The 22496-nt window shown below is 71.7% G+C and carries 23 protein-coding genes; 11 read left to right on the top strand and 12 right to left on the bottom strand.

Features of this window, described 5'->3' with window-relative positions; all coding sequences use genetic code 11:
* Nucleotides 1-87: 87 nt before the first annotated feature.
* Nucleotides 88-1143 (bottom strand): saccharopine dehydrogenase NADP-binding domain-containing protein, encoded by a 1056-nt coding sequence (locus tag ACIBQX_RS28705; RefSeq protein WP_397009784.1) that lies wholly within the window; start codon nt 1141-1143, stop codon nt 88-90.
* 81 nt (nt 1144-1224) lie between these two features.
* On the opposite strand from ACIBQX_RS28705, the gene ACIBQX_RS28700 reads away from it, so the two are divergent.
* A complete protein-coding gene (locus ACIBQX_RS28700) occupies nt 1225-1803 on the top strand; it encodes a TetR family transcriptional regulator (RefSeq protein ID WP_397009782.1) in 579 nt (192 codons plus the stop codon).
* 213 nt (nt 1804-2016) lie between these two features.
* A complete protein-coding gene (locus tag ACIBQX_RS28695) occupies nt 2017-2640 on the top strand; it encodes a hypothetical protein (RefSeq protein ID WP_397009780.1) in 624 nt (207 codons plus the stop codon).
* Nucleotides 2641-2700: 60 nt separating this feature from the next.
* Here ACIBQX_RS28695 and ACIBQX_RS28690 read toward each other — a convergent pair whose 3' ends face one another.
* The 6 genes from ACIBQX_RS28690 to ACIBQX_RS28665 all read right to left on the bottom strand — a co-directional run bounded on the left by ACIBQX_RS28690 (nt 2701) and on the right by ACIBQX_RS28665 (nt 9294).
* The gene (locus tag ACIBQX_RS28690) at nt 2701-4122 is read right to left on the bottom strand and encodes an RICIN domain-containing protein (RefSeq protein ID WP_397009778.1); all 1422 of its coding nucleotides are present in this window, start codon (nt 4120-4122) and stop codon (nt 2701-2703) included.
* A 199-nt stretch (nt 4123-4321) separates the two neighbouring features.
* The gene (locus ACIBQX_RS28685) at nt 4322-5302 is read right to left on the bottom strand and encodes a glycosyltransferase family 2 protein (protein WP_397009776.1); all 981 of its coding nucleotides are present in this window, start codon (nt 5300-5302) and stop codon (nt 4322-4324) included.
* Nucleotides 5299-6495, bottom strand: a complete 1197-nt coding sequence (locus ACIBQX_RS28680) for a hypothetical protein (protein WP_397009774.1) — start codon at nt 6493-6495, stop codon at nt 5299-5301. The genes ACIBQX_RS28685 and ACIBQX_RS28680 overlap by 4 nt, the downstream gene beginning before the upstream one ends.
* Nucleotides 6492-7265, bottom strand: coding sequence for a hypothetical protein (locus ACIBQX_RS28675; RefSeq protein ID WP_397009772.1), 774 nt, complete (start codon nt 7263-7265; stop codon nt 6492-6494). Before ACIBQX_RS28675 ends, ACIBQX_RS28680 begins: the two co-directional genes overlap by 4 nt.
* Nucleotides 7262-8275 (bottom strand): hypothetical protein, encoded by a 1014-nt coding sequence (locus ACIBQX_RS28670; RefSeq protein ID WP_397009771.1) that lies wholly within the window; start codon nt 8273-8275, stop codon nt 7262-7264. The genes ACIBQX_RS28675 and ACIBQX_RS28670 overlap by 4 nt, the downstream gene beginning before the upstream one ends.
* On the bottom strand, nt 8272-9294 hold the full coding sequence (locus tag ACIBQX_RS28665; protein ID WP_397009769.1) for a GNAT family N-acetyltransferase: 1023 nt from the start codon (nt 9292-9294) through the stop codon (nt 8272-8274). Before ACIBQX_RS28665 ends, ACIBQX_RS28670 begins: the two co-directional genes overlap by 4 nt.
* A 148-nt stretch (nt 9295-9442) precedes the next feature.
* On the opposite strand from ACIBQX_RS28665, the gene ACIBQX_RS28660 reads away from it, so the two are divergent.
* From ACIBQX_RS28660 to ACIBQX_RS28645, 4 genes are read left to right on the top strand one after another with little or no spacing between them, the layout of a single operon-like run.
* Nucleotides 9443-10393: an NAD-dependent epimerase/dehydratase family protein gene (locus ACIBQX_RS28660; RefSeq protein ID WP_397009767.1), complete on the top strand. Its 951-nt coding sequence runs from the start codon at nt 9443-9445 to the stop codon at nt 10391-10393.
* Nucleotides 10390-11574 carry an ATP-grasp domain-containing protein gene (locus ACIBQX_RS28655; protein WP_397009765.1) on the top strand — a complete coding sequence of 395 codons (1185 nt, stop codon included), beginning with the start codon at nt 10390-10392 and terminating at the stop codon, nt 11572-11574. Before ACIBQX_RS28660 ends, ACIBQX_RS28655 begins: the two co-directional genes overlap by 4 nt.
* A complete protein-coding gene (locus ACIBQX_RS28650; RefSeq protein WP_397009763.1) occupies nt 11564-12406 on the top strand; it encodes a hypothetical protein in 843 nt (280 codons plus the stop codon). The genes ACIBQX_RS28655 and ACIBQX_RS28650 overlap by 11 nt, the downstream gene beginning before the upstream one ends.
* A gap of 5 nt (nt 12407-12411) precedes the next feature.
* Complete coding sequence (locus tag ACIBQX_RS28645; protein WP_397009762.1) at nt 12412-13101, top strand: hypothetical protein; 690 nt, start codon at nt 12412-12414, stop codon at nt 13099-13101.
* Between the two features lies 1 nt (nt 13102).
* On the opposite strand, the gene ACIBQX_RS28640 is transcribed toward ACIBQX_RS28645, so the two are convergent.
* The 3 genes from ACIBQX_RS28640 to ACIBQX_RS28630 form a co-directional block, all read right to left on the bottom strand.
* On the bottom strand, nt 13103-14203 hold the full coding sequence (locus tag ACIBQX_RS28640; protein WP_397009760.1) for a 5-methyltetrahydropteroyltriglutamate--homocysteine S-methyltransferase: 1101 nt from the start codon (nt 14201-14203) through the stop codon (nt 13103-13105).
* 66 nt (nt 14204-14269) lie between these two features.
* Entirely contained in the window at nt 14270-15763 is a 1494-nt protein-coding gene (locus ACIBQX_RS28635) for a long-chain fatty acid--CoA ligase (RefSeq protein WP_397009758.1), read from the bottom strand.
* Nucleotides 15764-15815: 52 nt separating this feature from the next.
* Nucleotides 15816-16658, bottom strand: a complete 843-nt coding sequence (locus ACIBQX_RS28630; RefSeq protein ID WP_397009756.1) for a PaaX family transcriptional regulator C-terminal domain-containing protein — start codon at nt 16656-16658, stop codon at nt 15816-15818.
* A 93-nt stretch (nt 16659-16751) separates the two neighbouring features.
* Here ACIBQX_RS28630 and ACIBQX_RS28625 point away from each other — a divergent pair, with 93 nt between their 5' ends.
* The 5 genes from ACIBQX_RS28625 to ACIBQX_RS28605 are packed head-to-tail and all read left to right on the top strand — an operon-like array spanning nt 16752 to nt 21178.
* A complete protein-coding gene (locus tag ACIBQX_RS28625; protein ID WP_397009754.1) occupies nt 16752-17945 on the top strand; it encodes an ABC transporter substrate-binding protein in 1194 nt (397 codons plus the stop codon).
* Between the two features lie 2 nt (nt 17946-17947).
* On the top strand, nt 17948-18703 hold the full coding sequence (locus ACIBQX_RS28620; protein WP_397009752.1) for an ABC transporter ATP-binding protein: 756 nt from the start codon (nt 17948-17950) through the stop codon (nt 18701-18703).
* Entirely contained in the window at nt 18700-19359 is a 660-nt protein-coding gene (locus ACIBQX_RS28615; protein ID WP_397009750.1) for an ABC transporter ATP-binding protein, read from the top strand. The genes ACIBQX_RS28620 and ACIBQX_RS28615 overlap by 4 nt, the downstream gene beginning before the upstream one ends.
* On the top strand, nt 19356-20216 hold the full coding sequence (locus ACIBQX_RS28610; RefSeq protein WP_397009748.1) for a branched-chain amino acid ABC transporter permease: 861 nt from the start codon (nt 19356-19358) through the stop codon (nt 20214-20216). Before ACIBQX_RS28615 ends, ACIBQX_RS28610 begins: the two co-directional genes overlap by 4 nt.
* Complete coding sequence (locus tag ACIBQX_RS28605; RefSeq protein ID WP_397009746.1) at nt 20213-21178, top strand: branched-chain amino acid ABC transporter permease; 966 nt, start codon at nt 20213-20215, stop codon at nt 21176-21178. Before ACIBQX_RS28610 ends, ACIBQX_RS28605 begins: the two co-directional genes overlap by 4 nt.
* Here the strand turns inward: ACIBQX_RS28605 and ACIBQX_RS28600 are convergent.
* Both ACIBQX_RS28600 and ACIBQX_RS28595 read right to left on the bottom strand, forming a co-directional pair.
* Entirely contained in the window at nt 21175-21570 is a 396-nt protein-coding gene (locus ACIBQX_RS28600) for a YchJ family protein (RefSeq protein ID WP_397009744.1), read from the bottom strand. The two genes, ACIBQX_RS28605 and ACIBQX_RS28600, sit on opposite strands and share 4 nt — an antisense overlap.
* A gap of 57 nt (nt 21571-21627) precedes the next feature.
* The gene (locus ACIBQX_RS28595; RefSeq protein WP_397009742.1) at nt 21628-22470 is read right to left on the bottom strand and encodes an NAD-dependent protein deacetylase; all 843 of its coding nucleotides are present in this window, start codon (nt 22468-22470) and stop codon (nt 21628-21630) included.
* Between the last annotated feature and the right edge of the window lie 26 nt (nt 22471-22496).

Genomic DNA, 22496 nt, shown 5'->3' with positions numbered 1-22496 from the left:
AGGGCCGACAGATCCCGTTGAGGACCTCGAGGTCAGTCAGTCGGTGGGTCAAACCCTGGCGGGAAGCGCTCACCTCCATCATCACTGTCAGTCGGTGAACACGAACTCGGCGCCGGCGGCCAGCGCCACCTCGGGGCCGAAGAGCCTGGCCGGGGTGTACGCGCCGGGGCGCACCTCGCCCTTGGCCAGGCGCTGGGCCACCTCGGTGACGGCGCCGACCGTGAACGTCATGCCCTCGCCGGTGCGCAGCCAGCCCTCACGTACGCGACCGGACGGCCACTCGACCCGGGCGCGGCCCCAGGACGATCGGCGCGGGCGCTCCTTGGCCGTGGTCGTCGTGACACGGGCGAGCCGCCGAATGGCGAAGCCGGCCAGGCCGGGCAGACGCAGCACGCCGCCGATCGCCGGCAGCGTCGCTCGGACGGCCGGGTTGGTCGGGGCGAGAGCCGAGGCGCCGATCACCGACGGGGCGCCGCTGGCCCGCCAGGCAGCGAAGAGCTCGCCGCTGCCCCAGGAAGCGGTGGTGACCACGTCGCCTTCGGGGGTGGTCAATCGCTCGGCGGCACGGCCGGCCTGGGCGCGTATCATCCGGCCCTGCCGCACCTCGCGGCCGCCGTCGAGCAACGCCTGCACGATGGTGGCGGCCAGGGCTTCGCCGAGGGCGCCGGGTTCGATCGCGACCGACGCGACGGCGTCGACGCGTACGCGCGACGGCTTTTCCTCGGCCGTCAGCAGATGCAGCAGGATGCTCTCGGTCGCGAGCACGCCGAAGCCCGCCCCGGAGACCAGCGTGCGACCGGTGGCCGCCGCCTCCCGGTCCATGCCGTGGAGCAGCTCGAACGCGCTCAGCTCGTTGGAGACGTCGACGTAATGGGTGCCTGGCGGGCAGGCCCGCGCGACCTGCGGCGCCGTGACCGCGAACGGGCCCACCGTGTTGATCACCACGACCGGCGCCTCGGTGGCCAGCCGCGCGCAGACCTCGTCGAGCGAGCCGGTCACCGCGCGGGCGTCCGGACTCACCTGGGTCAGCCGCTCCCGATCGCGGCCGACCACCACCACCTCGGCGCCCGCCTGCTGCAGGCGCTGCACCGCTTCCCGGCCGACCCGTCCGGTCGCGCCGAGCACCCAGATCTCACCCGTCATGTTCGCCCCCATCATTCATGGCACGTCGTGTCATCACTATCGCATAGCATGACACGACGTGTCATCACTAGAATGGGCCGCATGGGTCGATGGCAGTCGGGTGCGCGCGAACGGCTCGAGCAGGCCGCGCTCGATCTCTTCCTCAAGCAGGGCTTCACCGAGACCACCGTGCCGCAGATCACGGCGCGGGCCGGGCTCACGACCCGTACGTTCTTCCGGTACTTCGCCGACAAGCGTGAGGTGCTGTTCGCCGGCGAGGAGTCGGTGCCCGAGCTGGTGGCCCGGTTCATGGCCGAGGCCCCGCCGTCGCTCGGCCCGATGGAGCTGATCACCGAGGGCCTGGCCCCCACCGCGGCCGAGATCTTCAAGGGCCGCAGCCTCGACTACCTGCTACGCCGACGGGCCGCGATCGACGCCGAACCAGCCCTGCAGGAGCGCGAGCTGCGCAAGTCCTCGCTCATGTCGGAGGCCCTGGAGCAGGGCTTCCGCGACCGCGGCGTCGACGACCTGACCGCCCGGCTCGCGGCGGAGATCGCCGTGACCACGTTCCGGATAGCGGTGACCCGCTGGCTCGACCAGCATGGCGACCCCGACCTCCCGGCCACCATCAACCAGACCCTGGCGGCGATGCGGCACCTGACGAACACGCCGTCGACTTAACGGACATCCAGCTCGAAACTGCTCCGGTACGGCCTGCTCCTCCGGCTGCTGCTCGTCGTACCTGCCTCCCGTCCGCGCGGTCGACCGCCTGATCGGCCTGGTCCGGGCGCTCCTTGGCCAGCTCTTCGGCCTTCTTGGCCGATGGCGAGCAGGAACTCCTTTATTGGCAAATATCCGAAAAATAGAGAAACGTGAGTCGTAAAATTTTCAACGTTGCTGAATCGTGACAGCCCGGCCATCGGCGGACCCCGTGACAACCGCGTCACACCACACAGAAAAGCTCTGAAGAGCGGCCGGAAACGAGAGAAGCCGAGGCTCCACACGATGTCCACCCAAAGGAAGTACACCCGTACCAAAAAGACCCTTTCCCGCGTCCTCGCCCTCGGCGCGCTCGTTTATCTGGTCATCACCTTCGCCACCCAGGGCGCCGAGTCGGCGGGCCAGGTGTCCAGCGTCATCGCCGCCATCTCCCTGCTGCTGACCAGCCTCGGCCTGGTCAGGTTCGGCTCCGAGACGCCGGCGCGCAAGTCCGCGCGAAAGGCTCTCGCCAGGAAGGCCGCGCACGCGCCTTTCCTTCCCGCCCCCATCGGGAAAGAGGAAAAGAGCCGCCATTCCGACAACGTCATCATTCCGCTCGGATGGCTGATGATCGACGGATGCGGTGAAATGCCCACCATGACGGGATGGCAGGCGATAAAAGACCTGTGCACCTGCGTGCCCGACGGCCTGCCACTCACTCTTTTCGCCTTGCCGACCGGAAATCCGCACGGTCCCGGCTGGGTCACCCCCGGCCGGCTCGTGGTCATCTGCGGCATCGGTATGGTCTGCCCCGCCTGACGCCACACCATGACGGTGACCGGCCCCCTCGGGGACCGGTCACCGGAGGCCGAGCTCAGGTCAGACGGAGATCCGGCCCGCGCCGGCCCCCGCGGTCACGATCGACTTGACGCTGGAGGCGCCGTCGAGCGAGTAGGAGTACGGGATGGAGGCGACGCTCCCGCCCGTCTCGCCGGAGCCGGAGTTGACGAAGTGGTTCGCGCGGGCGACCAGGCTCCCCGGTCCGGAGTCACCCTCGCCCAGATGGAAGGGGTCCTCGGTGTTCTCGAAGTAGTTGCCCTCGACCAGGACACCGGCGCCTTCCGTGGAGGCCACGCCGTAGCCGCCGACGCTGGAGTAGAGGTTGTTGTAGACGTGCACGGGGTTGCCGAAGCGAACGCGCGGGTGGCGCTGGTTGGTGCCGTCGAACCAGTTGTGGTGGTACGTCACCCGCAGGTGCCCGCGGTCCTCGCTGCCGTTGTCGTCGTCGTGGCCCAGCAGCATGGTCTTGTCGTGGTCGAAGACCCTGTTCCAGGAGATGGTGACGTAGTCGCTGGCGCGCTTGACGTCCACGGTGCCGTCGTAGCCGTCACTGAAGCTGTTGTGGTCGATCCACACGCGGGTGGAGTACTGCACGTTGATGGCGTCGTCGTCCCAGCCCCGGAAGTTCAGGTTGCGGACGATCACATTGGAGGCCTCGGAGATGTTCAGTCCGCAGCCCGAGATCGTCGCGCCCGCATTGCCCAGCAGGGTCTTGTTGGAGCCGACGCGGATCAGGCCGGAGCAGGAGATGGTGCCGGACACCCGGACCACGGCCGCGTTCGTCCCGGACAGTGCGCTGGTCAGCGCGGAGGCGCTGGAGACCGTGACCGGGGAGGCGTTGCCGCCGCCCGAGGTGCCGCCGCCCTGCGTGGCCCAGCCGACCAGGCCGGTCGGGTCACCCGGCGGATCCGTGGGAGGGTCGGTCGGCCCGGAGCCGGTGGGGACGAGCCGCCACTGCTTGGTCGCCACCGAGTCGCAGGAGTTCGTCTGCGCCAGAGCGCCCGCGGACGTCGAGTTGTCCTTGATGTTGAGGCACTTGCCACCGTTGGCGTTGACGACCCGGTAGGTGGATCCCGACTCGGTGAGGCTCCACCTCTGTGAGGCCGCCCCCGAGCAGCTCTCCTGCTGCACGGCCTTACCCGCACCGGTGCCGGCGTCCTTCACACCCGCGCACTTGCCGCTGTGAGCGGGTTTGAGCAGATAGCCGCCGCCGTCGGCGACCACGTCGAAGGTCTGCGCCGCGCCGCCGCACCCGCTCTGCGTGAGCTGTAACCCGTCGGCGGAGCCGCCACCTGGCACGGTGAGGCACAGGCCGCTGCTGTTGTTCACCACGGTGTACGGTCCCGGCGCCGGAGCCGCCGAGGCGGCCGAGGCGACGGAGACGCCGGCCACCGCCGTCCCCGTCATGACGATGGCGGCGGCGACCGCCGCGACCGTTCTGCCGCTGATTCTCTGTCGCACGATGTGAGCTCCTTGCTGGTCCGGGCAGGCTGTTCAGCCTGCGACATGGCGTCCTTCCAGCGAGCATCCGTTCACGTAGATGAATGGCATACGTGAGAGCGAACAAGAAGCACCATAGGTAAGCGCTTTCCCGGTGTCAAAGAGCCGTGAAAGTTTCATGACTCTTCAGCGTGAAAGGCGTCCTCCCGGTTGCCTCACCTCATGCGTTACGCCGAACGGCGCGAGCCGGGGGCGGCGGGCCAGGGAGTCCGCCGGTGAGGGTGTCCTCCGGGCGCAGCGGCACGTTCGCCTCCTTGATGTAGTAGGTACGCACCCGCGCCGAGTCGCGCAGCAGCCGGTGGAGATAGCGCCCGAGCAGCGCCACCGCCGCCAGCGTGAGACCGGTGAGCAGCAGCTGGGTCGCCGCGAGGGCGCTGCCGCCCACCAGCCCGGCGTATCCGAGCACCGCGAGCACCAGGGCCAGGCAGCCGCCCAGCGCCCCCGCCGCGTAGACAGCGGCGAGCGGACGCCAGGAGAAGCCGAAGAACAGCTCGAAGGAGTGGGCCGCCAGCCGGGCCACCCGGAGCTTGGACCGGCCCGCCGTACGGGGCCGGTGGGTGACCGGCGTGACCGCGTATCGGGCGCCGACCAGGGGCACCGCCGGGATGAACCAGGGCAGCCGCAGCTCCGTGATCGTCTGGGCCAGGCCGGTGCGGACCAGCCTGAAGGTGGAGGCGCCGCGCGGCATGTCGATGCCGAACAGCCGCCGGGCCGCCCAGTGCAGACCGGCCGAGCCGCCCCTGCGGAGGAGCGGGTCGCGCCTGCCCCGCCGCTCGCCGAACACCACGTCGTAGCCCTCCCCCGCCTTGTCGAGCAGGGACCAGATCTCCGCCGGCGGCACCTGGAGGTCCGCGTCGCACTGGACAGTCCAGGGCCGGCCCGCGTAGCGGAATCCGGCGGCCATCACGGCGTCGATGCCGAAGTTGCGGGTGAAGGACAGGTAGCGCACCCTCGGGTCCGTCTCGGCCAGCCGGCGGATCCGGTCGAGGGAGTCGTCGGTGCTGCCGTCGTCGACGAAGAGGATCTCCAGCTCGCCCACCTCCTTCAGCGCCTCGACGAGCTCGCCGTGGGCGGTCTCGACCTGCGCTCCCTCGTTGTAGCAGGGCACCAGCACGGTCAGCCCCGCCGGCTCGGTGGTCACATGCGTCTCCTCAGGGCGAGTCCCAGTACGAATCCCTGCGCGCCCAGCGCGTACACCGCTCCGGCGGCCCCGGCGAGCGGGACGGTGAGCGCCCCCAGCGCGGCCACCGCCGCCCAGGCGAGGATCGCGGCCTTGGCGCTGTCGCGCAGGCCGCTCTTGCCGGAGTTCTCCAGTACGAAGATGCCGAAGCTCGCCAGGGTGTTGGCGGGCAGCAGGGACGCCAGCAGAACGGCCAGGACGATCAGCGAGCGGGTGCCGGCCACGCCCGCGGCGAGCGCCGCCCCCGCGAGGACCAGCCAGAGGGCGCTGGTCAGGATGGCCACGTTCGCGACGCGCATGCCGAGCGTCCGCGCCCGCGCGGAACCGCCCGAGGTCATCCACAGCGCCAGCCGGGGCTGGTAGATCCGCTGCACCGTGTAGACGACGGACGCGGCGAAGCCCCAGCCGAGGATCATCAGGTAGAGGTCGCCGCTCTGGCCGGCGTGCAAGGAGAGCGACAGCTCCACGAAGAGCGTCCCGATGATGGCGTTGCTCATGACGTCGGCGGCGCCCATCAGCACCACCGTGCCGGCCAGCAGGCCACGCAGCGCCCGGCGGGAGCCGTGGGCGCGCGGCAGCCCGCGCAGCAGGACGAGGTTGAGCGCGGTGACCAGGACCAGCAGCCCGGCGAGGTAGCCGGTGGGCCGGAGGTGCGCGGTGAACGCCAGTCCGGCCAGCGCGATCATGCCCAGGCCGAGGAGTGAGAAGTGGGCGGTGTCGTAGGTGTAGCGGCCGAGGGCCCGGTGGACCGCCACACCCAGCGAGCCGCAGCCGAGGGCGATGTAGTAGGCGATGGCCAGCAGGTAGATGGTGGCGGTGGAGCCGGGCGCGAGGACGAGCCCGGCGGCGGCGGCCGCGGTGAAGGGCAGCGGCACGTACGCGACGACCGCGCGGAGCAGGCCCGCGAGCTGGTCACGGGTGCGGAAGGCGCGCGGGATGAGGGTGAGCGCCGCCTTCTCCGGCCCCGACTGCACCACCATGCAGAGCCAGCCCACGGCTCCGGCGGCTGCGGCGTAGGCGTTGAAGTCCGCCCGGCTCCAGGCCGCGACCAGGACGCCCGAGGACCCGTACAGCAGCAGCCTGAAGGTGGCGCGGCCGCCGAGCAGCGTGAGCAGGCGGCGGGCGCCGATGCGGTGGGAGGCGACGGCGGTCATGTCGCGTCCAGGTCGTCAGCGACGGTCCGGCGTAACGGGCGCTCGCCCGTCTCCAGGTAGGCGAGCAGGGCCTGGCGGATGCGTTCGTCGCCGAAGCGGGCGCGCACCCCCGGCACGGACGGCCCCTTGTCCACCCCGAACAGGGCGCGGAACAGGGCTCTGACCTGGTCGGTGGTGAACGACTCCGGCAGGGTGAGCAGGTCTTCGACCGCTTCCCTGGCGGGCGGCGGCGCCTCGGCGGCCTCCAGCCAGGTCGTGGAGCGGCCCGCGGTGGCGAGCCAGTGGCGCAGGTGGCCGACGCGTTCGGCCACGAAGGGCTCGTCGCGCCCCAGCCTGGCCAGGGCGAGGGCCGGGTCGTAGCAGGTGGCGTGCAGGGCGGCGCACACCTGGGAGAACGCGGGCAGGACGTCGAGGGGGACGTCGCTCACCCGTTCGACGGCGGCTCGCGACTCGGCCGAGGCGGCGGCGCCCGCGACGAGCGCGTCGAACCCCTTGTACCAGCGGGCGAGCGTGGCCCGGTCCGGCGCGGCCGGGATCTCCCCGGCGCTCTGGCGCACCCAGCGGACCATGGGTGCGGGCAGGTAGGCCGCCAGCGGGTCACCGTCCACGGGCGCGAGCCGTGGCCGGCCGGGGGTGGGAGGCGGGCCGGGTCTGAAGACGGCGCCGCAGGACCGGCAGGAGTAGCGGACCGGGCGCAGGCGCCGGGCGATCAGGGCGGGGTGCGGGTGGCCGCACTGCACGCAGGTCATGGGCTCGTCCACGGTGGTCACAGGGGCACGGCCAGCGCGGAGGAGGGGACGAGGTCGGCGCCGAGGGCGCTCTTGGCCTCGGCCTGCCCCTTGCCGAGGACGAGTCCGGTCTTGCCGGAGGCGATCGCCCATTCCACCATGCGGACGTAACCGTCGAAGTAGAGGTGCTTGCGGCCGCCGTCCTCGGGCAACCGCGCGCCCCAGCTCAGGCAGATGGGCCAGTCGGGGTGGTCGAGGATCAGGGAGAGCCCGATCAGCCGGCCCGCGTCGCGGTAGCCGATGGCCACGACCTCGTCGCCGCCGACGAGGGCTTCCAGGTAGGGCAGCGGCAGCGGGGCGAGCGGGAAGAGCCTGCTGCGGTGCTTGAGGTCGTTCTCGGCGCGCAGCTCGGCCGCCTCGGCCCCGCCGACCAGGTCGCGGGCCGGTCCCACCTGGATGGACAGGCTCGGATCGGCGGTGAACTTCCTGGCCCGCCGCCGCAGGGAGTCGCTGCGGGCGCGGTCGAGCAGGGCGTACCACTCCCCGACGCCGCTCCAGGGGGTCGCGAGCCTGGCCAGCGGCGCGGTGGGGAGGGTCACCCGGACCCGGCCGGGCAGCAGCTCCGGCTCGCCGGGCGACACCTCCCGCCACACGGCGCTCCGCCAGCCCGCCCCCAGCTCGCGGCGCAGGCCGCGCAGGCAGTCGCGCAGCAGCTCCCGGCGCTGTTCGGGGGCCGGGTCACCGGCGAACCACCAGCCTTTCTGGGAGCGGTTCGCCGGGGCGTGGACGTCCAGGACGCCCGCGCGGTCACGGCGTCCGGCGTAGCCGCCCCGGTGCGGCCTGATGCCGCGCAGGGACACCGACACCGCGCCGACGGCGGTGCCCGCCTGTCTCAGCACGGTGAGCAGCAGCGGTGCCTGGGCGGCCCAGGCGTAGGCGCGCAGCAGGTCGTAACGCCAGGTCACGCACTGGCGGGCAGCGCCGCGCAGCTCTTCCCAGTCGGCGGGCTCGGGGTCGTGGCGAGGGTCGAGGATCTGCAGGCTGAGGCTCATCCCATCGCCCACCGGGGCACCGCGACGAGCTTCATCGGGACGTACTCGAAGCCCAGCGAGAGCTTGACGTCGATCATCCCCCGGCCGCCGAACAATCGCTTCCCTCCCTGGCCGACGGCGCCGGCGACGATGCGCGCGTAGCTGTCGAAGTAGAGGTCCTTGCGGCCGCCCTCCTCGGGCCGCAGTGCCGCCCAAGGGCCGTAGATCGGCGAGGTGGGGTGCTCGAAGACGATCGCGAAGCCGAGCAGCCGGTCCGCCGAGTGGTAGGAGATGACGGACACGTCCTCGCGGGCGAGCAGAGCGGCGAAGTAGGCCGCTGGGAGATCCGGCCGCGGGTCGAAGCGGGACGCCAGGCGGGCCGTGTGCGTGCGGTTGAGCTCGGCCAGTTCGGCGGGGTCGAGGTCGAGCCGGGCCCGGCCCTCGGTCACGACCAGGTCGGCCGCGGCGGCGATCTTCCTGGTCTGCCGGCGCAGCGTCGACCTGCGGTTTCTGCTCAGCGAGCCGATCCACCCCTCCACCGAGGCCCAGGGCAGTGACATGACGGTGCCGCCCGGCGACTGCCGCATGATCGCGCCCCGGCGGGCGACCAGGGACACCTGAGGCTCGGCCACCATGCGATAGAGCGCTCCGGCCACTCCCAGGCCGAGGTGCCGCCGGGCCGCCCGCTCGAACCGCCTGAGCAGCTCACGGCGGGTGGCGTGGGACACCTCGTCGCCGAAGTGCCAGGTGGGTCCGTTGGAGTGGCCGGGCAGGCGGACGTCCAGCACGAGCGGCTCCCGGCGCGGGCGCGGCATCCGGCCGGAGCCCGGGGGGCGCAGGCCGATGTAGACGGCGCCGACCACCCCGGCGACGCGGTCGCCGTCGTGGAAGACGGCCAGCAGCGGGCGGGCCCACGAGCCTTCGGACGACGCGGCGATCACGTCGTAGGCCCAGACGGCGGACAGGCCCTCGGCGTTCCGGAAGTCCTCCCAACCGGGCGGCTCGGGGTCCTGACAGGGGTCCAGAAGGGACACTTTCACGTGGTAACCCTCGATGGAGAAATCATCACAACATGGACACAGAGTCTCACAGGGTGATGATCTTCCCAGAAGACTCATGCTGTGATCAACCACGGCGCCTGACCATGGCACCCATCACCTTGCACACACCAACCGTCAAGAGGTGGCAATGAAGGTCGGAGTGACCGGCGGAAACGGATTCATTGGCCGATACGTGTGCGAAGAACTCGCCGCCCGAGGCCACGTTCCGCTCGTGTTCGATCACCGGGGACGCGCGGACGGCGAACTGCCCTGGGAAGTCATGCGCGGCGACATCCGCGACGCGACCGCCATGACGGAGCTCGCCGCTCACTGCGACGCGATCATTCACCTGGCGGCCGTGCTCGGCACGCAGGAGACCATCACCAACCCGCGGCCCGCCGCCGAGACCAACCTCATCGGCGGCCTCAACTTCCTCGAAGCCGTCGCGCAGTACGACCTGCCGGGCGTCTACATCTGCGTCGGCAACCACTGGATGGACAACAGCTACTCCATCTCCAAGACGGCCGTGGAGCGGTTCGTCCGCATGTTCAACGCCCACCGCGGCACCAGGGTGAACAACGTCCGCGTGGTGAACGCCTACGGCCCCCGCCAGCAGGCCGCGCCGCCGTTCGCCTCCGGCAAGGTCCGCAAGATCACCCCGGCGGTCGTCTGCCGCGCGCTGAGCGGCATGCCGGTCGAGCTGTACGGCGGCGGCACGCAGGTCTCGGACATGGTCTGGGTGGCGGACGTGGCCCGCACCCTGGTGGCCTCGCTGGAGACGGCGGCGGCCGGAAAGGCCCTCGACCACGTCGTCGAGGTCGGCCCCACCACCTCGTCCACCATCCGGGAGGTCGCCGAGCTGATCATCGACCTCTGCGCGGCGCGCGGCTATCCGCGTGTGCCCATCGCCGACCTGCCGATGCGCCCCGGCGAGACGCCCGACACCGCCGTCACCGCGAACACCGGAACCCTCCTGTCCGTGGGCATCGAGCCGAGCTCGCTGGTCTCGCTCGCCGACGGCATGGCCAAGACGGTGGACTGGTTCATCGAGACCCGCGGCGTTCACTGGAGCGCTCCGGAGACGGTGACGACCGCGTGAGGCGACTGGTCGTCCTGGGCGGCTCGGACGGCACGATCAGCTCCTTCCGCGCCGCCCGGCGGCTCGGGCTCGGCACCGTCTGCGTCGACATGCGCGCCGACGCCCCCGGCGTCGGGGAGGCGGACGAGTTCCTGCACCTGAGCACCCGCGACGTGGACGCGGTCAGCGCGGCCCTGCGTGGCCGCGACGACCTGGCGGGGCTGCTCGCCCCCGGCAGCGACATCAATCTCCCGGCCCTGGTCGAGGTGGCGGGACGGCTCGGGCTGCCCTGCGGGCTGCCCCCGGCCGCGCTGCGGGCCTCGGTGGACAAGGCGTACTTCCGCGAGGTCTGCGAGCGGCTCGGCCTCGGCGGGCCCGGCTACGTCAGCGGCTCCGCCGGTCGAGTTCTGCGCGCGGCCGTACGGCTGAACTTCCCGGTCATCGTCAAACCGGTGGACTCCGGCAGCTCCAGGGGCATCACCGTGTGCGCAACCGCCGGTGAGCTCGGCCCCGCCGTCGAGGCCGCGGCGGCCGCGTCCCCCTCGGCCACGGTGATCGCCGAGGAGCTGGTGACCGGCCAGGACCTGTGCGGGGAGGCGTTCCTCCAGGACGGCGAGGTCGCCCTGCTCGGGCTCAGTGACCGGGTGGTCGAGGCCCCGCAGGTCGTCGCCGTCGGCCACGACATGGCCCCCCGCGACCCGGCGCTGACCAAGGAGGTCACGCGGCAGCTCGAACTCGTCTGCGCCGAGGTCGGCTACACCGACGGCCCGCTGAACCTCGACCTGTTCGTCACCGGCGACGGCGTCGTGCTGATCGAGATGGGCGCGCGGATCGGCGGCAACGGCATGGGCGAGGCGCTCGGCCTGATGTACGGCGTGGACACCGTGGCCGCCGCCGTCCTGCTCGCCACCGGTGAACGCCCCGACCTCACGCCCCGCTGGACCAGGCACGCCTCCGTCCGCATGCTGCGCGCCGGCCGCGCGGGCACGCTGGTGTCCCTGGACGGCCTGCCGGAGGCGCTGGCGCTGCCCGGCGTGGCCGACGTGCTGGTCACCGCCTCGCCGGGCGAGCGGGTCGTGCCCTACACCGAGTGCCGGGCCAAGCTCGGGTACGTGCTCGCGTCGGGCGCGTCGGCCGACGCGGTGGCACGGGTGCTGGCCCGGGTCGAGGAGCTGGTCACGGTCGGCGTCGATGCCGGTTAGGTTCGCCGCGGCCGACTGGGGGCCGATGCCGGTCAGGTTCTCCGCGGCCCGCTGGGAGCGGGCCTACCGCGGAGTCGTCCGGACGGCTTTCGACCGGGTGCCGTTCTACCGCGACCAGTGGGCGGCGGCGGGCCGGGCGCTGGACGAGCCGGAGCCCACCCCCTCCGCCGCGCTGGCCGGCCAGCTGCACCGCCTGTGCCCGTTCGCGCGGCCCTTCGACGCCTCCCGCGAGCCGTCGCTGTGGATCGGCGACGGGCGGGAGCTGCGGGACGCGCTCGCCCTGACGGGCGCGCCGCGCCGGACCCCGGTGCTGGAGGTGCGCGCCGCCGTGCTCGACCGGCGGGCTCTCACCCCGGCCGGTCCCCGCTACGGGGTGCTGCTGGCCCCGGACGCCCGGGTCGTCGACGAGGACCGGCGCCGCGCGCTGAACGCCGCCGCGCACGACCTGGCGAAGCGGGCCGGGCGAGCGATCGTGGTGGGCGAACGGCCCGCCCTCGACGCGATCCTGCCGGAGCTCGACCCGGTCCGGGTGCACGCTGTCGAGCGCATGACCGTGGCGCTCGCCGTACGGGATGCCCGGCCCGGAGTCGTGCATGACCCGCATCTCGGCTACTTCGCCGGGACCCACCCCACCTGCGGCCGGACCCACCTGCTGTGGCGGCGCTTCCACGCCCGCCCGGCAGGGCGGGCGACGGCCGTCACGGCGCTGCGCCGGCGACGGCCCATGCTGGTCGGCGTCGTCCCGGACGGCGCGGACACCCCCGGCGCGACGGAAACACTGATCACGGCCGTCTGCCCCGAGCACGGCACACCGATTCTCTCCACACACTGACTGGGATGCGCATGCTGTCCACTTCGTCCTCGTTCTGGCGGGACAACCGCGTCGCGCTGCCGCTGGGGGTCCTGGCGGTGGCACTGGCCGCCCTGGTCAGGTTCGTGATCCCCTACGAGCAGGAGATCACCTCGCTCTGGATGCTGCTGGTCAAGCTGACTCCGCAGCTCGCCGCGCTCGCCTGCGTCGCCTGGCTGGACGTGGCGTGGGCGCGGCGGCTGCGGCTGCATCTGGTGGCGCTGCCCGCGATCTTCCTGGCTTTCCTCTGCTACTTCGTGCCCGCGACGTTCATGACCGCCCTCGACATGGCCGACGGCACGGCGGAGTTCGAGGACCTCTATTTGCACGTGGTCGTGTTCGTGCCGTTCATCATGATCGCGCTCGCACTGGCCTACCGGGTCGGCGGCGGCTCGCGCGAAGGCGTGCTGCGGGTCGGCGCGGCCATGACGATCCTGCAGATGTCGGGCCTGGAGGACCTGGTGGCGGTGATGCTGAACAGCAGGCTGGACGGGATCCCGGAGGTGTGGGACTGGGCGCACCACATCACGGTCCGGCTGGGGCACGTGGCGACGCGGAACGAGGCCTACGCCTTCATCGCGGCGCACGTGGTGCTGGCGGTGCTGACGCTGGCGGTGCCGAGGCGGCTGTTCGCCGCCCTCGGCCGCCGGCTCCGGCCGGGGCGCCCGGCCGGATGATCTAGCCCCACACCTCGCGGGCGGTCTCCACGATCAGGGCCAGCTTGGCGAACTGCTGGTCTGCGGTGAGCTGGTTGCCCTCGACGGTGGAGGAGAAACCACACTGCGGCGACAGGCAGAGCTGGTCCAGGTCGACGTACTTGGCGGCCTCGTCGATGCGGCGCTTGAGCGCGTCCTTCGACTCCAGCTCGCCGTGCTTGGTGGTGACCAGGCCGAGCACCACCATCTTGCCCTCGGGCACGTAGCGCAGCGGCTCGAAGCCACCGGAGCGCTCGTCGTCGAACTCCAGGAAGAAGCCGTCCACCGCGAGCTCGCCGAACAGCGCCTCGGCGACGAAGTCGTAGCCGCCCGAGGCCGCCCAGGAGGAGCGGAAGTTGCCGCGGCACATGTGGGTGGTGATCGTCATGCCCTCGGGCTTGGCGGCGAGCGCGGCGTTGATCTGCTTGATGTAGCGCAGGTGCATGTGCTCGGCGTCGTCACCGCGCTCGGTGAGCTCGGCCCGCTGGGAGGGGTCGTTGAGGTAGGCCAGGCTGGTGTCGTCGAACTGCAGGTAGGTGCAGCCCAGCTCGCCGATCTTGCGCACCTGCTCGGCGTAGGCGGCGCTCAGATCGGTCCAGAACTCCTCGACGTCCGGGTAGACGGCCGGGTCAATGGCTGCGGGGCCGCCCCGGTAGTGGACCATGCTGGGCGAGGGGATGGTCAGCTTGGGCACGGCCGTGGTCACGGCGTCACGCAGGAACGCGAAGTCGGCGCCGAAGATCGGCTCGCTGACCTTGATCTTGTCGTGCACGCGCAACGCGGCAGGGGTGAACTCGATGTCGCCCTGCTCGTTGTGGAAACGGACCGTGATGTGCTCGTCGGTCGCCGTGCCGATGCCGCCCAGCTGGTGAATGAAGTCCATGTGCCAGGAGGTCCGGCGGAACTCGCCGTCGGTGGCCGACTGCAGGCCGATCTCCTCCTGCCTGCGCACGACCTCGCGAACGGCCTCGTTCTCGACCTCGCGCAGCGCGTCACCGGTGAGGGTCTCCCTGGCTTCCAGCAAGGTAGCGGGGCGCAGCAGGCTGCCGACGTGGTCCGCGCGAAACGGGGGTGTGGTGCGCATGCGACTCTCCTTGAGCGAACGTCAATGTCAAGTTTGTCCGGTGGGGCGGCATTTCCACCGAGGAGCTTAGGCCGTGCCGCCGGCTGCCCCGTAGCGAGCCCTGATCTGGGCCTTGAGCAGCTTGCCCGCCGCGTTCCTGGGTAACTCGGGGACGAGCTCCACGTGCTTCGGGATCTTGTACCGGGCGAGCCGGCCGTCCAGATGGGCCACCAGCTCGTCAGGCCGTTCGGTCCGGCCCGGCCGCAGCACGACGAGGGCCTTGCCGACCTCGCCCCACCGGTCGTCGGGGACGCCGATCACGGCGCACTCGGCCACCGCGGGGTGGCCGTACAGGACGCTCTCCACCTCGGCGGGGTAGATGTTCTCCCCACCGGAGATGATCATGTCGTTGATCCGGTCGGAGATGCGGACGAAACCGTCCTCGTCGGCGACGCCGACGTCGCCGGAGCGCAGCCACCCGTCACTCGACAGTACCTTGCTCGTCTCCTCGGGCCGCTGCCAGTAGCCCGGCGTCACGTTCGGGCCCTGGACGTGGACCTCGCCCGGCTCGCCGGGAGCCGCGGCGGATCCGTCGGTGGCGACCAGCTTGACGTCGGAGAAGAAGCACGGCACGCCCGCCGAGCCCGCCTTGGCCACGGAGTGCTCGGCCCCCAGGAACAGGGCGCCCGGCGCCGTCTCGGTCAGGCCGTACCCCTGCAGGAACGTCAGCCCGCGATCCTGGTAGGTCCGGATCAGCGGCTCGGGGACCGGCGCGCCGCCGCAGAGCAGGTGGCGCAGGCTGGACAGGTCGGCGTCCGGCCACCGCGGCGACTGGGCGAGGAAGGTGAACATGGCGGGCACCCCGAACATCACGGTGACCCGCTCCGCCTCGATCAGGTCGAAGGTGGCGTCCACGTCGAAAGACTGCTCCAGGATCGCCCTGCCGCCCTTGAGCACGGTCGGGATCAGCGTCTGGGCCAGGGCCGCGATGTGGAACAGCGGCGCGCTGACCAGCGTCACCTCGTCGTGCGCGAGGGGGACGTCGACCAGCAGGTTGAAGGTGTTCCAGATCAGGTTGCCGTGGGTGAGCACGGCGCCCTTGGGCCGGCCGGTGGTGCCCGAGGTGTACATGATCAGGCACGGGTCGTCGTGGGTCACCGGCTCGTCGATCGGTTCCGGGGAGCCCGAGGCGAGCAGGTCCTCGTACGCGCTCGCCAGGACGTGGCGGCCCGGCAGGCCGGCGCCGTCGTGCCCGTCACCCAGCACGATGACCTCCGCGCCGGCGTCCTCGACGATGTAGCGCAGCTCGGGTGCGGCCAGACGGGTGTTGAGCGGGACGAACATCGCCCCCAGCGCTCCGGCGGCGAAGAAGGTCTCCACCAGCGCCGGATGGTTGGCTCCCAGGTAGGCGACCCGGTCGCCGGGCCGCACCCCGAGCTTCGCGAGGGCGTGGGCCAGCCGGTTGGTCCTGATGTGCAGGTCGCGGTAGGTCCGGTGCAGGCCGCAGTGCGTCAGCGCCACCTTGTCCGGCGACATCCGCGTCCTGCGGGCCGGCCACGAGCCCAGCCCCTGATTCCGCATCCGCACTCCTCCACGGTCTTCGCCATCAAATTAGGCCACTTGGCGACGGCTGTCACCGTTCTGCCCAACTTTGCTGGCATGCGTCCGGAACCGCGTCGAGGATGCGGGCCGTGATCGCCGCCGCCTCCGGCTGGAACCGCTCGTGCAGCACATGGCAGACCCGCTGCGCCTTCTCGGCCGGCCAGTCGTGCGGCAGGTAGCGGAGCGGCAGCCGGGGGTCGGTCCTGATGATCTGCAGCCACTCGGTGAGCAGCGTCAGCGAGCGAGCCAGGTCGTCCGGCGCGGCGAGCTCGGGACGGGCCCGGTCCCACCGCCGCAGGAACGCCTCGTAACGCCGCCCCAGCCCGGACAGGTCGTAGGCGTCGCCGATCAGCGCGTGCATGTCGGTGGGGTGCCTGGGCTCGGCCGAGAACACCTTCACCCCGGCGCCGATCCCGTCGATCACCTTGGCCGGGTCGACGTCACCCGGCGCGATCCACAACCCGTTCTGCAACGGCCCGAACCCGGCCCAGATCAGCCGGGAGCGCAGCTCGTGCCGCTGCCGCTGCCAGGACTCCGGCAGCGAGAAGCCGACGAGCGTCCACCGGTCCTCGCCGGCGTCGTTCACGACGCCGCTGTGCCAGATGCGCCGCTCACCGTCCTTGAGCACCTCGGTGCTCATCGGGGTGAGCCCGAAGTACATCCGCCGCCCGGCCCGCTGGCGGCGCAACAGCCCCCGGTTGACCATCCGGGTCAGCGTGGAGCGGGTCGCGTCCTCGGAGATCCCGACTCTGGTGAACGCCTCGATGAAGCTGCCGGAGGACACGCAGATCCCCCGGCCGTACACGTGGTCGCCGAGAAAGGTCAAGATCACCGACTGGGGACGCAGGCCGCTCTCCCGCTCCTGTGCCGCCACGTCTCGCTCCCGTACGCATGTTGGGCAATCTCTTGACAGCCGTAATGTACCTGCCTATGTTCAGGGCCACATCGCGGGGTCCAGGAGGTCCAGATGCGCAGGCTTCTCCCATCTCTGGCATGCCTCGTGCTGGCCCTGGCGGCCTGCGGCGGCGACGGCGACGGCGGCACGAGCTCCACCGCCGACGACCCGATCAAGGTCGGCCTCATCGTCTCCCTGACCGGCAACTACACGCCGCTGGGCAGCGAGGACAAGAAGGCCGTGGAGCTGGCCGTCGAGCAGGTCAACGGCCAGGGCGGACTGCTCGGCCGCAAGGTGGAGCTGGTCACCCGCGACGACAAGACCGCCCCCGACCAGGGCATCGTGGCCTACAACCAGATCAAGGGCGAGATCGACGCCCTCATCGGCCCGGTCTTCTCCAACTCCGCGCTGGCCATCGAGCCCATCGCGCAGCGCGACAAGATGCCCTATCTGTCACTCGCCCCCGCCCAGGAGCAGGTCGAGCCGATCAAGTCCTACGTCTTCGTCACCCCGGCGCTGTCCAGCATGTACGCCGAGCGCTACCTGCAGTACATCCAGGCCGAGGGCATCAAGACGGTGGCCGTCGCCTGGGACTCCAAGAGCGCCTACTCGGTGTCCGGCCACAAGGCCATGGTCGCGCTGGCGCCCAAGTACGGCGTGACGATCGCCGTCGACGAGGCGTACGAGACCAGCACCTCCGACTTCAGCCCGCTGTTCACCCACGTCCGCGAGTCGGCGGCCGAGGCACTGGTCTTCTGGGGCTCCGGCGCGCCCGGCGTCACCGCCGCCAAGCAGTACGCCGCCTCCGGCCTGAAGACGCCGCTGTTCCTGACCGCCTCCCAGGCGAGCAAGCTGTGGCTGGAGCCGATGGGCGCGGCCGCCGAGGGCATGACCGTGCAGAGCGCCATCGGGGTGGTGGGCGAGCACCTGCCCGACGGCAAGCAGAAACAGATCATCGAGCAGATGGCCACCCCGTACGAGCAGAAGCACGGCTACGGCCCGCCGCAGTTCGCCCAGGACGGCTACAGCGCGAGCCTGCTGCTGTTCGAGGCGATCAGGAAGGCCGGCAGCACCGACAAGGTCAAGATCCAGCAGGCTCTGGAGAGCATGGACCTGATCACGCCGAACGGCCGGTTCCGCTACTCCCCCACCGACCACTCCGGGCTGTCCCCCGAGTACATCTCGGTCAACACGGTGAAGGACGGCAAGTTCGTGCCCACCGACTGGGCCAAGGAGCAGCTCGCCAAGACCGTCACGGCGGAGTAGAGGTGCTGACGGTCACCGGGATCTCACGCTCGTTCGGCGGCGTCTACGCCGTCCACGACGTCACGCTCGGCGTCGCCGAGGGCGAGGTCTGCGGCGTCATCGGGCCCAACGGAGCCGGCAAGTCCACCCTGTTCAACCTCATCACCGGCCATCTGGCGGCCGACCAGGGCGAGATCTCCTTCCTCGGCCGCCGGGTCGAACGGCTCGCGCCGCACCGGCGCGCCCGGCTCGGCATGTCCATCGTGTTCCAGGCGGCCAGGGTCTTCCGCGGCATGACGGTCCGGGAGAACGTCATGGTCGGCATGCACGGCCGTACCAGCGCCGGCTTCGTGTCGGCGGCGCTGCGGCTGCCACGCCACCACCGCGACGAGCGCGAGATCGCGCGGGAGGCGGACGCGGCCCTCGTCCGGGTCGGGCTGGCCGATTGGGCCGATCGCCCCGCCGACCTGCTGCCGATCGGGCAGCAGCGCGCCCTGCAGCTCGCCCGCGCGCTGTGCGCGCGGCCCCGGCTGCTGCTGCTCGACGAGCCCGCCTCCGGCCTGCGCGGCGGCGAGCGTGAGCACCTCGCCGCGCTGGTGGAGGAGCTGCGCGCGGACGGGCTGACCATCCTGCTCATCGAGCACGACGTCGCCTTCGTGACCCGGCTCGCCGACCGCGTCGTCGTCCTGGACCTCGGCCAGGTGATCGCCGACGGCTCCCCCGCCGAGGTCCGCGCGGACCCGCTCGTGCTCGCGGCCTACCTCGGACAGGCCTCATGATCGACGTCACCGACCTGGTCGTCTCCTACGGTACGGCCACCGCGCTCGACCACGTCACCCTCTCGGTAGGGCAGGGTGAGATGGTGGCGCTGCTCGGGCCGAACGGGGCGGGGAAGTCCACGCTGGCCAACACGCTGGCAGGCATCCTCGCCCCGGTTTCGGGGACCGTCCGGATCGGGGGCAGGCTGGCGATGATCCCCGAGGGCCGCCAGCTCTTTCCCGACATGTCGGTCGCCGACAACCTGGCCCTGGGCGGCTGGCGCTCCGGGCAGCGCGACCCCGCCGCCGTCTACGAGCTGCTGCCGCGCCTGGCGGAGCTGTCCGGCAGGAAGGCGGGCGTGCTGTCGGGCGGGGAGCAGCAGATGGTGGCCTTCGGCCGGGCCATGATGGCGCGCCCGGAGGCGCTCGTGGTCGACGAGCTGTCGCTCGGGCTCGCCCCCAACGTCACCGCCGACCTGGCCGCGCACCTGGCCGAGCTCAACCGGGAGCACGGGCTGACCGTGCTGCTCATCGAGCAGAACGCCCGCCTGGCCTTCGAGCTGTGCCACCGGGCCTACGTGCTGGAGTCCGGGCGGCTGGTGGCCGAGGGAGACAGCGCCGAGCTGGCCGAGGACCCACGGGTGGCCAGCGCCTACCTGGGTGGGGCGATCACATGAGCGCGTTCCTGACCTACCTGCTCAACGGCCTGGCGGTCGGGTGCGCCATCGCGCTCATCGCCAGCGGCCTGGTCGTCATCCACCGGGTCACCGGCGTGGTGAACTTCGCCCAGGGGACGTTCGCCGTGGTGGCCGGGCTGTGCACCTCCTCGCTGCTCGGGATGGGGTGGCCGCACGGCCTCAGCGAGGTCGCCGCCGTCCTGGCGGGCGCGGTGGCGGGCCTGCTCACCGGCCTGGTCGCCATCGGCAAGCGCGGCACCAGCCCGCTGTCGGCGCTCATCGTCACGCTCGGCGTGGGCGTGCTGGCGTACGCCGTCGAGATCGTGCTGTGGGGGGACCAGCCGCGCTCGGCCCCCGGCCTGGCCGGCTCGGTGACCATCGCGGGGGCCCGGATCCAGACCCAGCACCTGCTGGTCATCGGCGTCACGGCGGCGACGTTCGTGCTGATCGCGCTCTTCTTCGGCCGCACCTACCTGGGCAAGGCGCTGACCGCGTGCGCCTCCAACCCCTACGCCGCCCGGGTGGTCGGCATCGACACGCGGCGGATGGGGCTGCTCGCCTTCGCCATCGGCGGCCTGCTCGGCGGGCTCGCCGGGGTGCTCATCACCCCCCTGCGGCCGATCTCCTTCGACACCGACGTCCTGCTCATTGTCAACGGCTTCGCCGCCGCCGTCTTCGGCGCGCTCACCCGCCCGGTCATCACCCTCATCGGCGCGCTGCTGCTCGGCGTGGCCGAGACCATGGCGGCGGGCTACGGCTACGGCTCCCACCAACTGGAGGTCGCGCTCGGGCTCATGATCATCGTGATGATCGTCCAGGCGAGCCGCCACTCCACGATCCACCAGGAGACGGTGTGAGAAGACTCGCGGGCGGGCTCCTCGTCGCTGCCGCCACGCTCGCGCTGCCCGCCGTGCTCGACGACAGCGCGCTGGCCGTCTACATCCTGCTCGGCCTGGCCGCCATGGTCACCGTCGGGGTGTCCCTGCTCATGGGCTACGCCGGGCAGGTCTCGCTCGGTCAGGGCGCCTTCTACGCCATCGGCGCCTACACCGCCGCCCTGCTCACCCTGGGCGGTGTGCCCCCGCTCGCCGGGCTGATCGCCGCCCCGCTGGTGGCCGCCGCGTCCGCGCTGGTCATCGGTACGCCGCTGCTGCGGCTGCGCGGCCACCATCTGGCCTTCGCGACCCTGGCCATGCAGCTCATCCTGCTGTCGGTGGCCGGGCAGATGGAGTTCACCGGGGGTGACATCGGGCTGCAGGCCATCCCGCAGTTCGGCATCGGGTCGTGGGAGATGAGCGGCGCCGCCGCGTACGCCTATCTGACCTGGGCGGGGCTGGCTCTGGTGATGCTGGTGACGTACAACGTGAGCACCTCACGGCCCGGCCGCGCGCTGCGCGCGCTGGCCACCAGCGAGACCGCCGCCGCCTCCTCCGGCATCCCCGTCGGCCGCTACAAGCTCGCCGTCTTCGCCCTGTCCGCCGCCTTCGCCGGGCTGGCGGGCGGCATCTACTGCTTCTACACCGGCTACGTGGCGCCCGGCTCGTTCCCGGTGCTGATCTCGATCCAGTACATCGTCATGGCCGTCGTCGGCGGGCTCGGCACCATCTGGGGAGCCGTCGTCGGAGCCACCGCGATCACGCTGCTCCTGCAGGCGCTGAACATCGTCGGCGCGCTGCCCGGCATGCCCAGCTACGCGCCCAGCGTGCTGTCGTACGCCGTCTACGCGCTGGTGCTCATCATCGTCGTGCTGTTCCTGCCCCAAGGGCTGCTGCCCGCCCTCACCCGTCGTCTGCCTGCTCGGGTGCGGGCCAGGAGCTAACCCTGTGCCTGGACGACGCCCGCGTAGACCCAGCGGCCCTCCAGGCGCAGAAAGCGGCTGTGTTCCTCCAGCTCGCCCGGCCGGCCGCGCTCTGTGTAGTGGGCGCGGAAGCGTACGGCGCCCTCGGTGTGGATCACGCTGCCGCCGGTGCTGCCCAGGATCTCCAGCCGGGTCCAGCGCAGCCGCCGATCCGGCTCCAGGCGGGCCGGGCGGTCGGCCGGGTGCCAGGTGCGCAGCAGGTAGGCCGTGTCGCCGGTGGCGAAGGCGGTGAAGCGGGAGCGCATGAGCAGCTCGGCCGTGGGGGCGGACGCCTCGCCTCGGTGGAAGCGGCCGCAGCAGTCCTGGTAGGGGGCGGGCAGGCCGCAGGGGCACGAGGCGGGAGCAGCGGGCATGCACCCATTGTGCCTGGCTTCCCTTCGTGCCAGGACGCGCTTGCTTCGCGCTCGTGCTCAGACGCTTGCCGGGCGGGCTCCCTGGAGACGCGTCGTGAGGTCGGTGAGCGTCGCCCCCAGCGGGGCGTTCAAGGTGAGCGCGGCGTCGGCGTCGCCCCGGGTCGGGCCCTGGTTGACGATGGCGATCGGGATGCCGAGCGCGGCGGCCTTGTCCACGAACCGCAGCCCGGACCGGACCGTCAGCGACGAGCCGAGGACGAGCAGCGCCCGCGCGCCCGCCACGAGCGCGAAACACTCGTCCACGCGCGGCCTGGGCACGTTCTCGCCGAAGAAGATCACGTCCGGTTTGAGCAGGCCGCCGCAGCTCTCGCAGTCCACCACCCGGAAACCCTCGACCTGCTCGTCGTCGAGCACGGCGTCGCCGTCGGGGTTGATCCGCCCGCTGGCGTCCCAGTCCGCGTTGACCGCGCGCAGGCGGCGCTCCAGATCCGTGCGCGGGGTGCGCTCCCGGCACGACAGGCAGACCACCCGGTCCAGGCCGCCGTGCAGCTCGACCACCCGCCGCGCTCCGGCCGCCTGGTGCAGGCCGTCGACGTTCTGGGTGACGATCCCGGCGATCAGTCCGAGCCGCTCCAGCTCGGCCACCGCCCGGTGACCGTCGTTCGGCCGCGCTGAGCCGATCTGCCGCCAGCCGACGTGGCTGCGCGCCCAGTAACGCTGCCGCGCCCGCGCGCTGCCGACGAACCGCTGGTACGTCATCGGCTCGGCCTTGCGTGCCCGTCCCGTCGGACCCCGGTAGTCCGGGATGCCGGACTCGGTCGACAGGCCCGCCCCGCTGAGCACCGACACCCCGCCACCGGCCACCAACTCGGCCAGCAGCCTCCTCGCGCTCTCACTCACCACTTCATGGTGCCATTCGGACCCGC

This window comes from Nonomuraea sp. NPDC049714 (genome assembly GCF_044465295.1).
Lineage (GTDB): Bacteria > Actinomycetota > Actinomycetes > Streptosporangiales > Streptosporangiaceae > Nonomuraea.
Note: the sequence above shows the minus strand (reverse complement) of the source record. Positions and strands in the feature narration are given on the sequence as shown.

What these genes read in the sequence shown, in the direction of transcription:
- ACIBQX_RS28700 (WP_397009782.1), top strand. Translation starts at nt 1,225, where the DNA reads ATGGGTCGATGGCAGTCGGGTGCGCGCGAACGGCTCGAGCAGGCCGCG.
- ACIBQX_RS28660 (WP_397009767.1), top strand. Translation starts at nt 9,443, where the DNA reads ATGAAGGTCGGAGTGACCGGCGGAAACGGATTCATTGGCCGATACGTG.
- ACIBQX_RS28670 (WP_397009771.1), bottom strand. Translation starts at nt 8,275, where the DNA reads ATGAGCCTCAGCCTGCAGATCCTCGACCCTCGCCACGACCCCGAGCCC.
- ACIBQX_RS28635 (WP_397009758.1), bottom strand. Translation starts at nt 15,763, where the DNA reads ATGCGGAATCAGGGGCTGGGCTCGTGGCCGGCCCGCAGGACGCGGATG.
- ACIBQX_RS28705 (WP_397009784.1), bottom strand. Translation starts at nt 1,143, where the DNA reads ATGACGGGTGAGATCTGGGTGCTCGGCGCGACCGGACGGGTCGGCCGG.
- ACIBQX_RS28625 (WP_397009754.1), top strand. Translation starts at nt 16,752, where the DNA reads ATGCGCAGGCTTCTCCCATCTCTGGCATGCCTCGTGCTGGCCCTGGCG.
- ACIBQX_RS28640 (WP_397009760.1), bottom strand. Translation starts at nt 14,203, where the DNA reads ATGCGCACCACACCCCCGTTTCGCGCGGACCACGTCGGCAGCCTGCTG.
- ACIBQX_RS28610 (WP_397009748.1), top strand. Translation starts at nt 19,356, where the DNA reads ATGAGCGCGTTCCTGACCTACCTGCTCAACGGCCTGGCGGTCGGGTGC.
- ACIBQX_RS28600 (WP_397009744.1), bottom strand. Translation starts at nt 21,570, where the DNA reads ATGCCCGCTGCTCCCGCCTCGTGCCCCTGCGGCCTGCCCGCCCCCTAC.
- ACIBQX_RS28615 (WP_397009750.1), top strand. Translation starts at nt 18,700, where the DNA reads ATGATCGACGTCACCGACCTGGTCGTCTCCTACGGTACGGCCACCGCG.
- ACIBQX_RS28650 (WP_397009763.1), top strand. Translation starts at nt 11,564, where the DNA reads ATGCCGGTTAGGTTCGCCGCGGCCGACTGGGGGCCGATGCCGGTCAGG.
- ACIBQX_RS28645 (WP_397009762.1), top strand. Translation starts at nt 12,412, where the DNA reads ATGCGCATGCTGTCCACTTCGTCCTCGTTCTGGCGGGACAACCGCGTC.
- ACIBQX_RS28680 (WP_397009774.1), bottom strand. Translation starts at nt 6,495, where the DNA reads ATGACCGCCGTCGCCTCCCACCGCATCGGCGCCCGCCGCCTGCTCACG.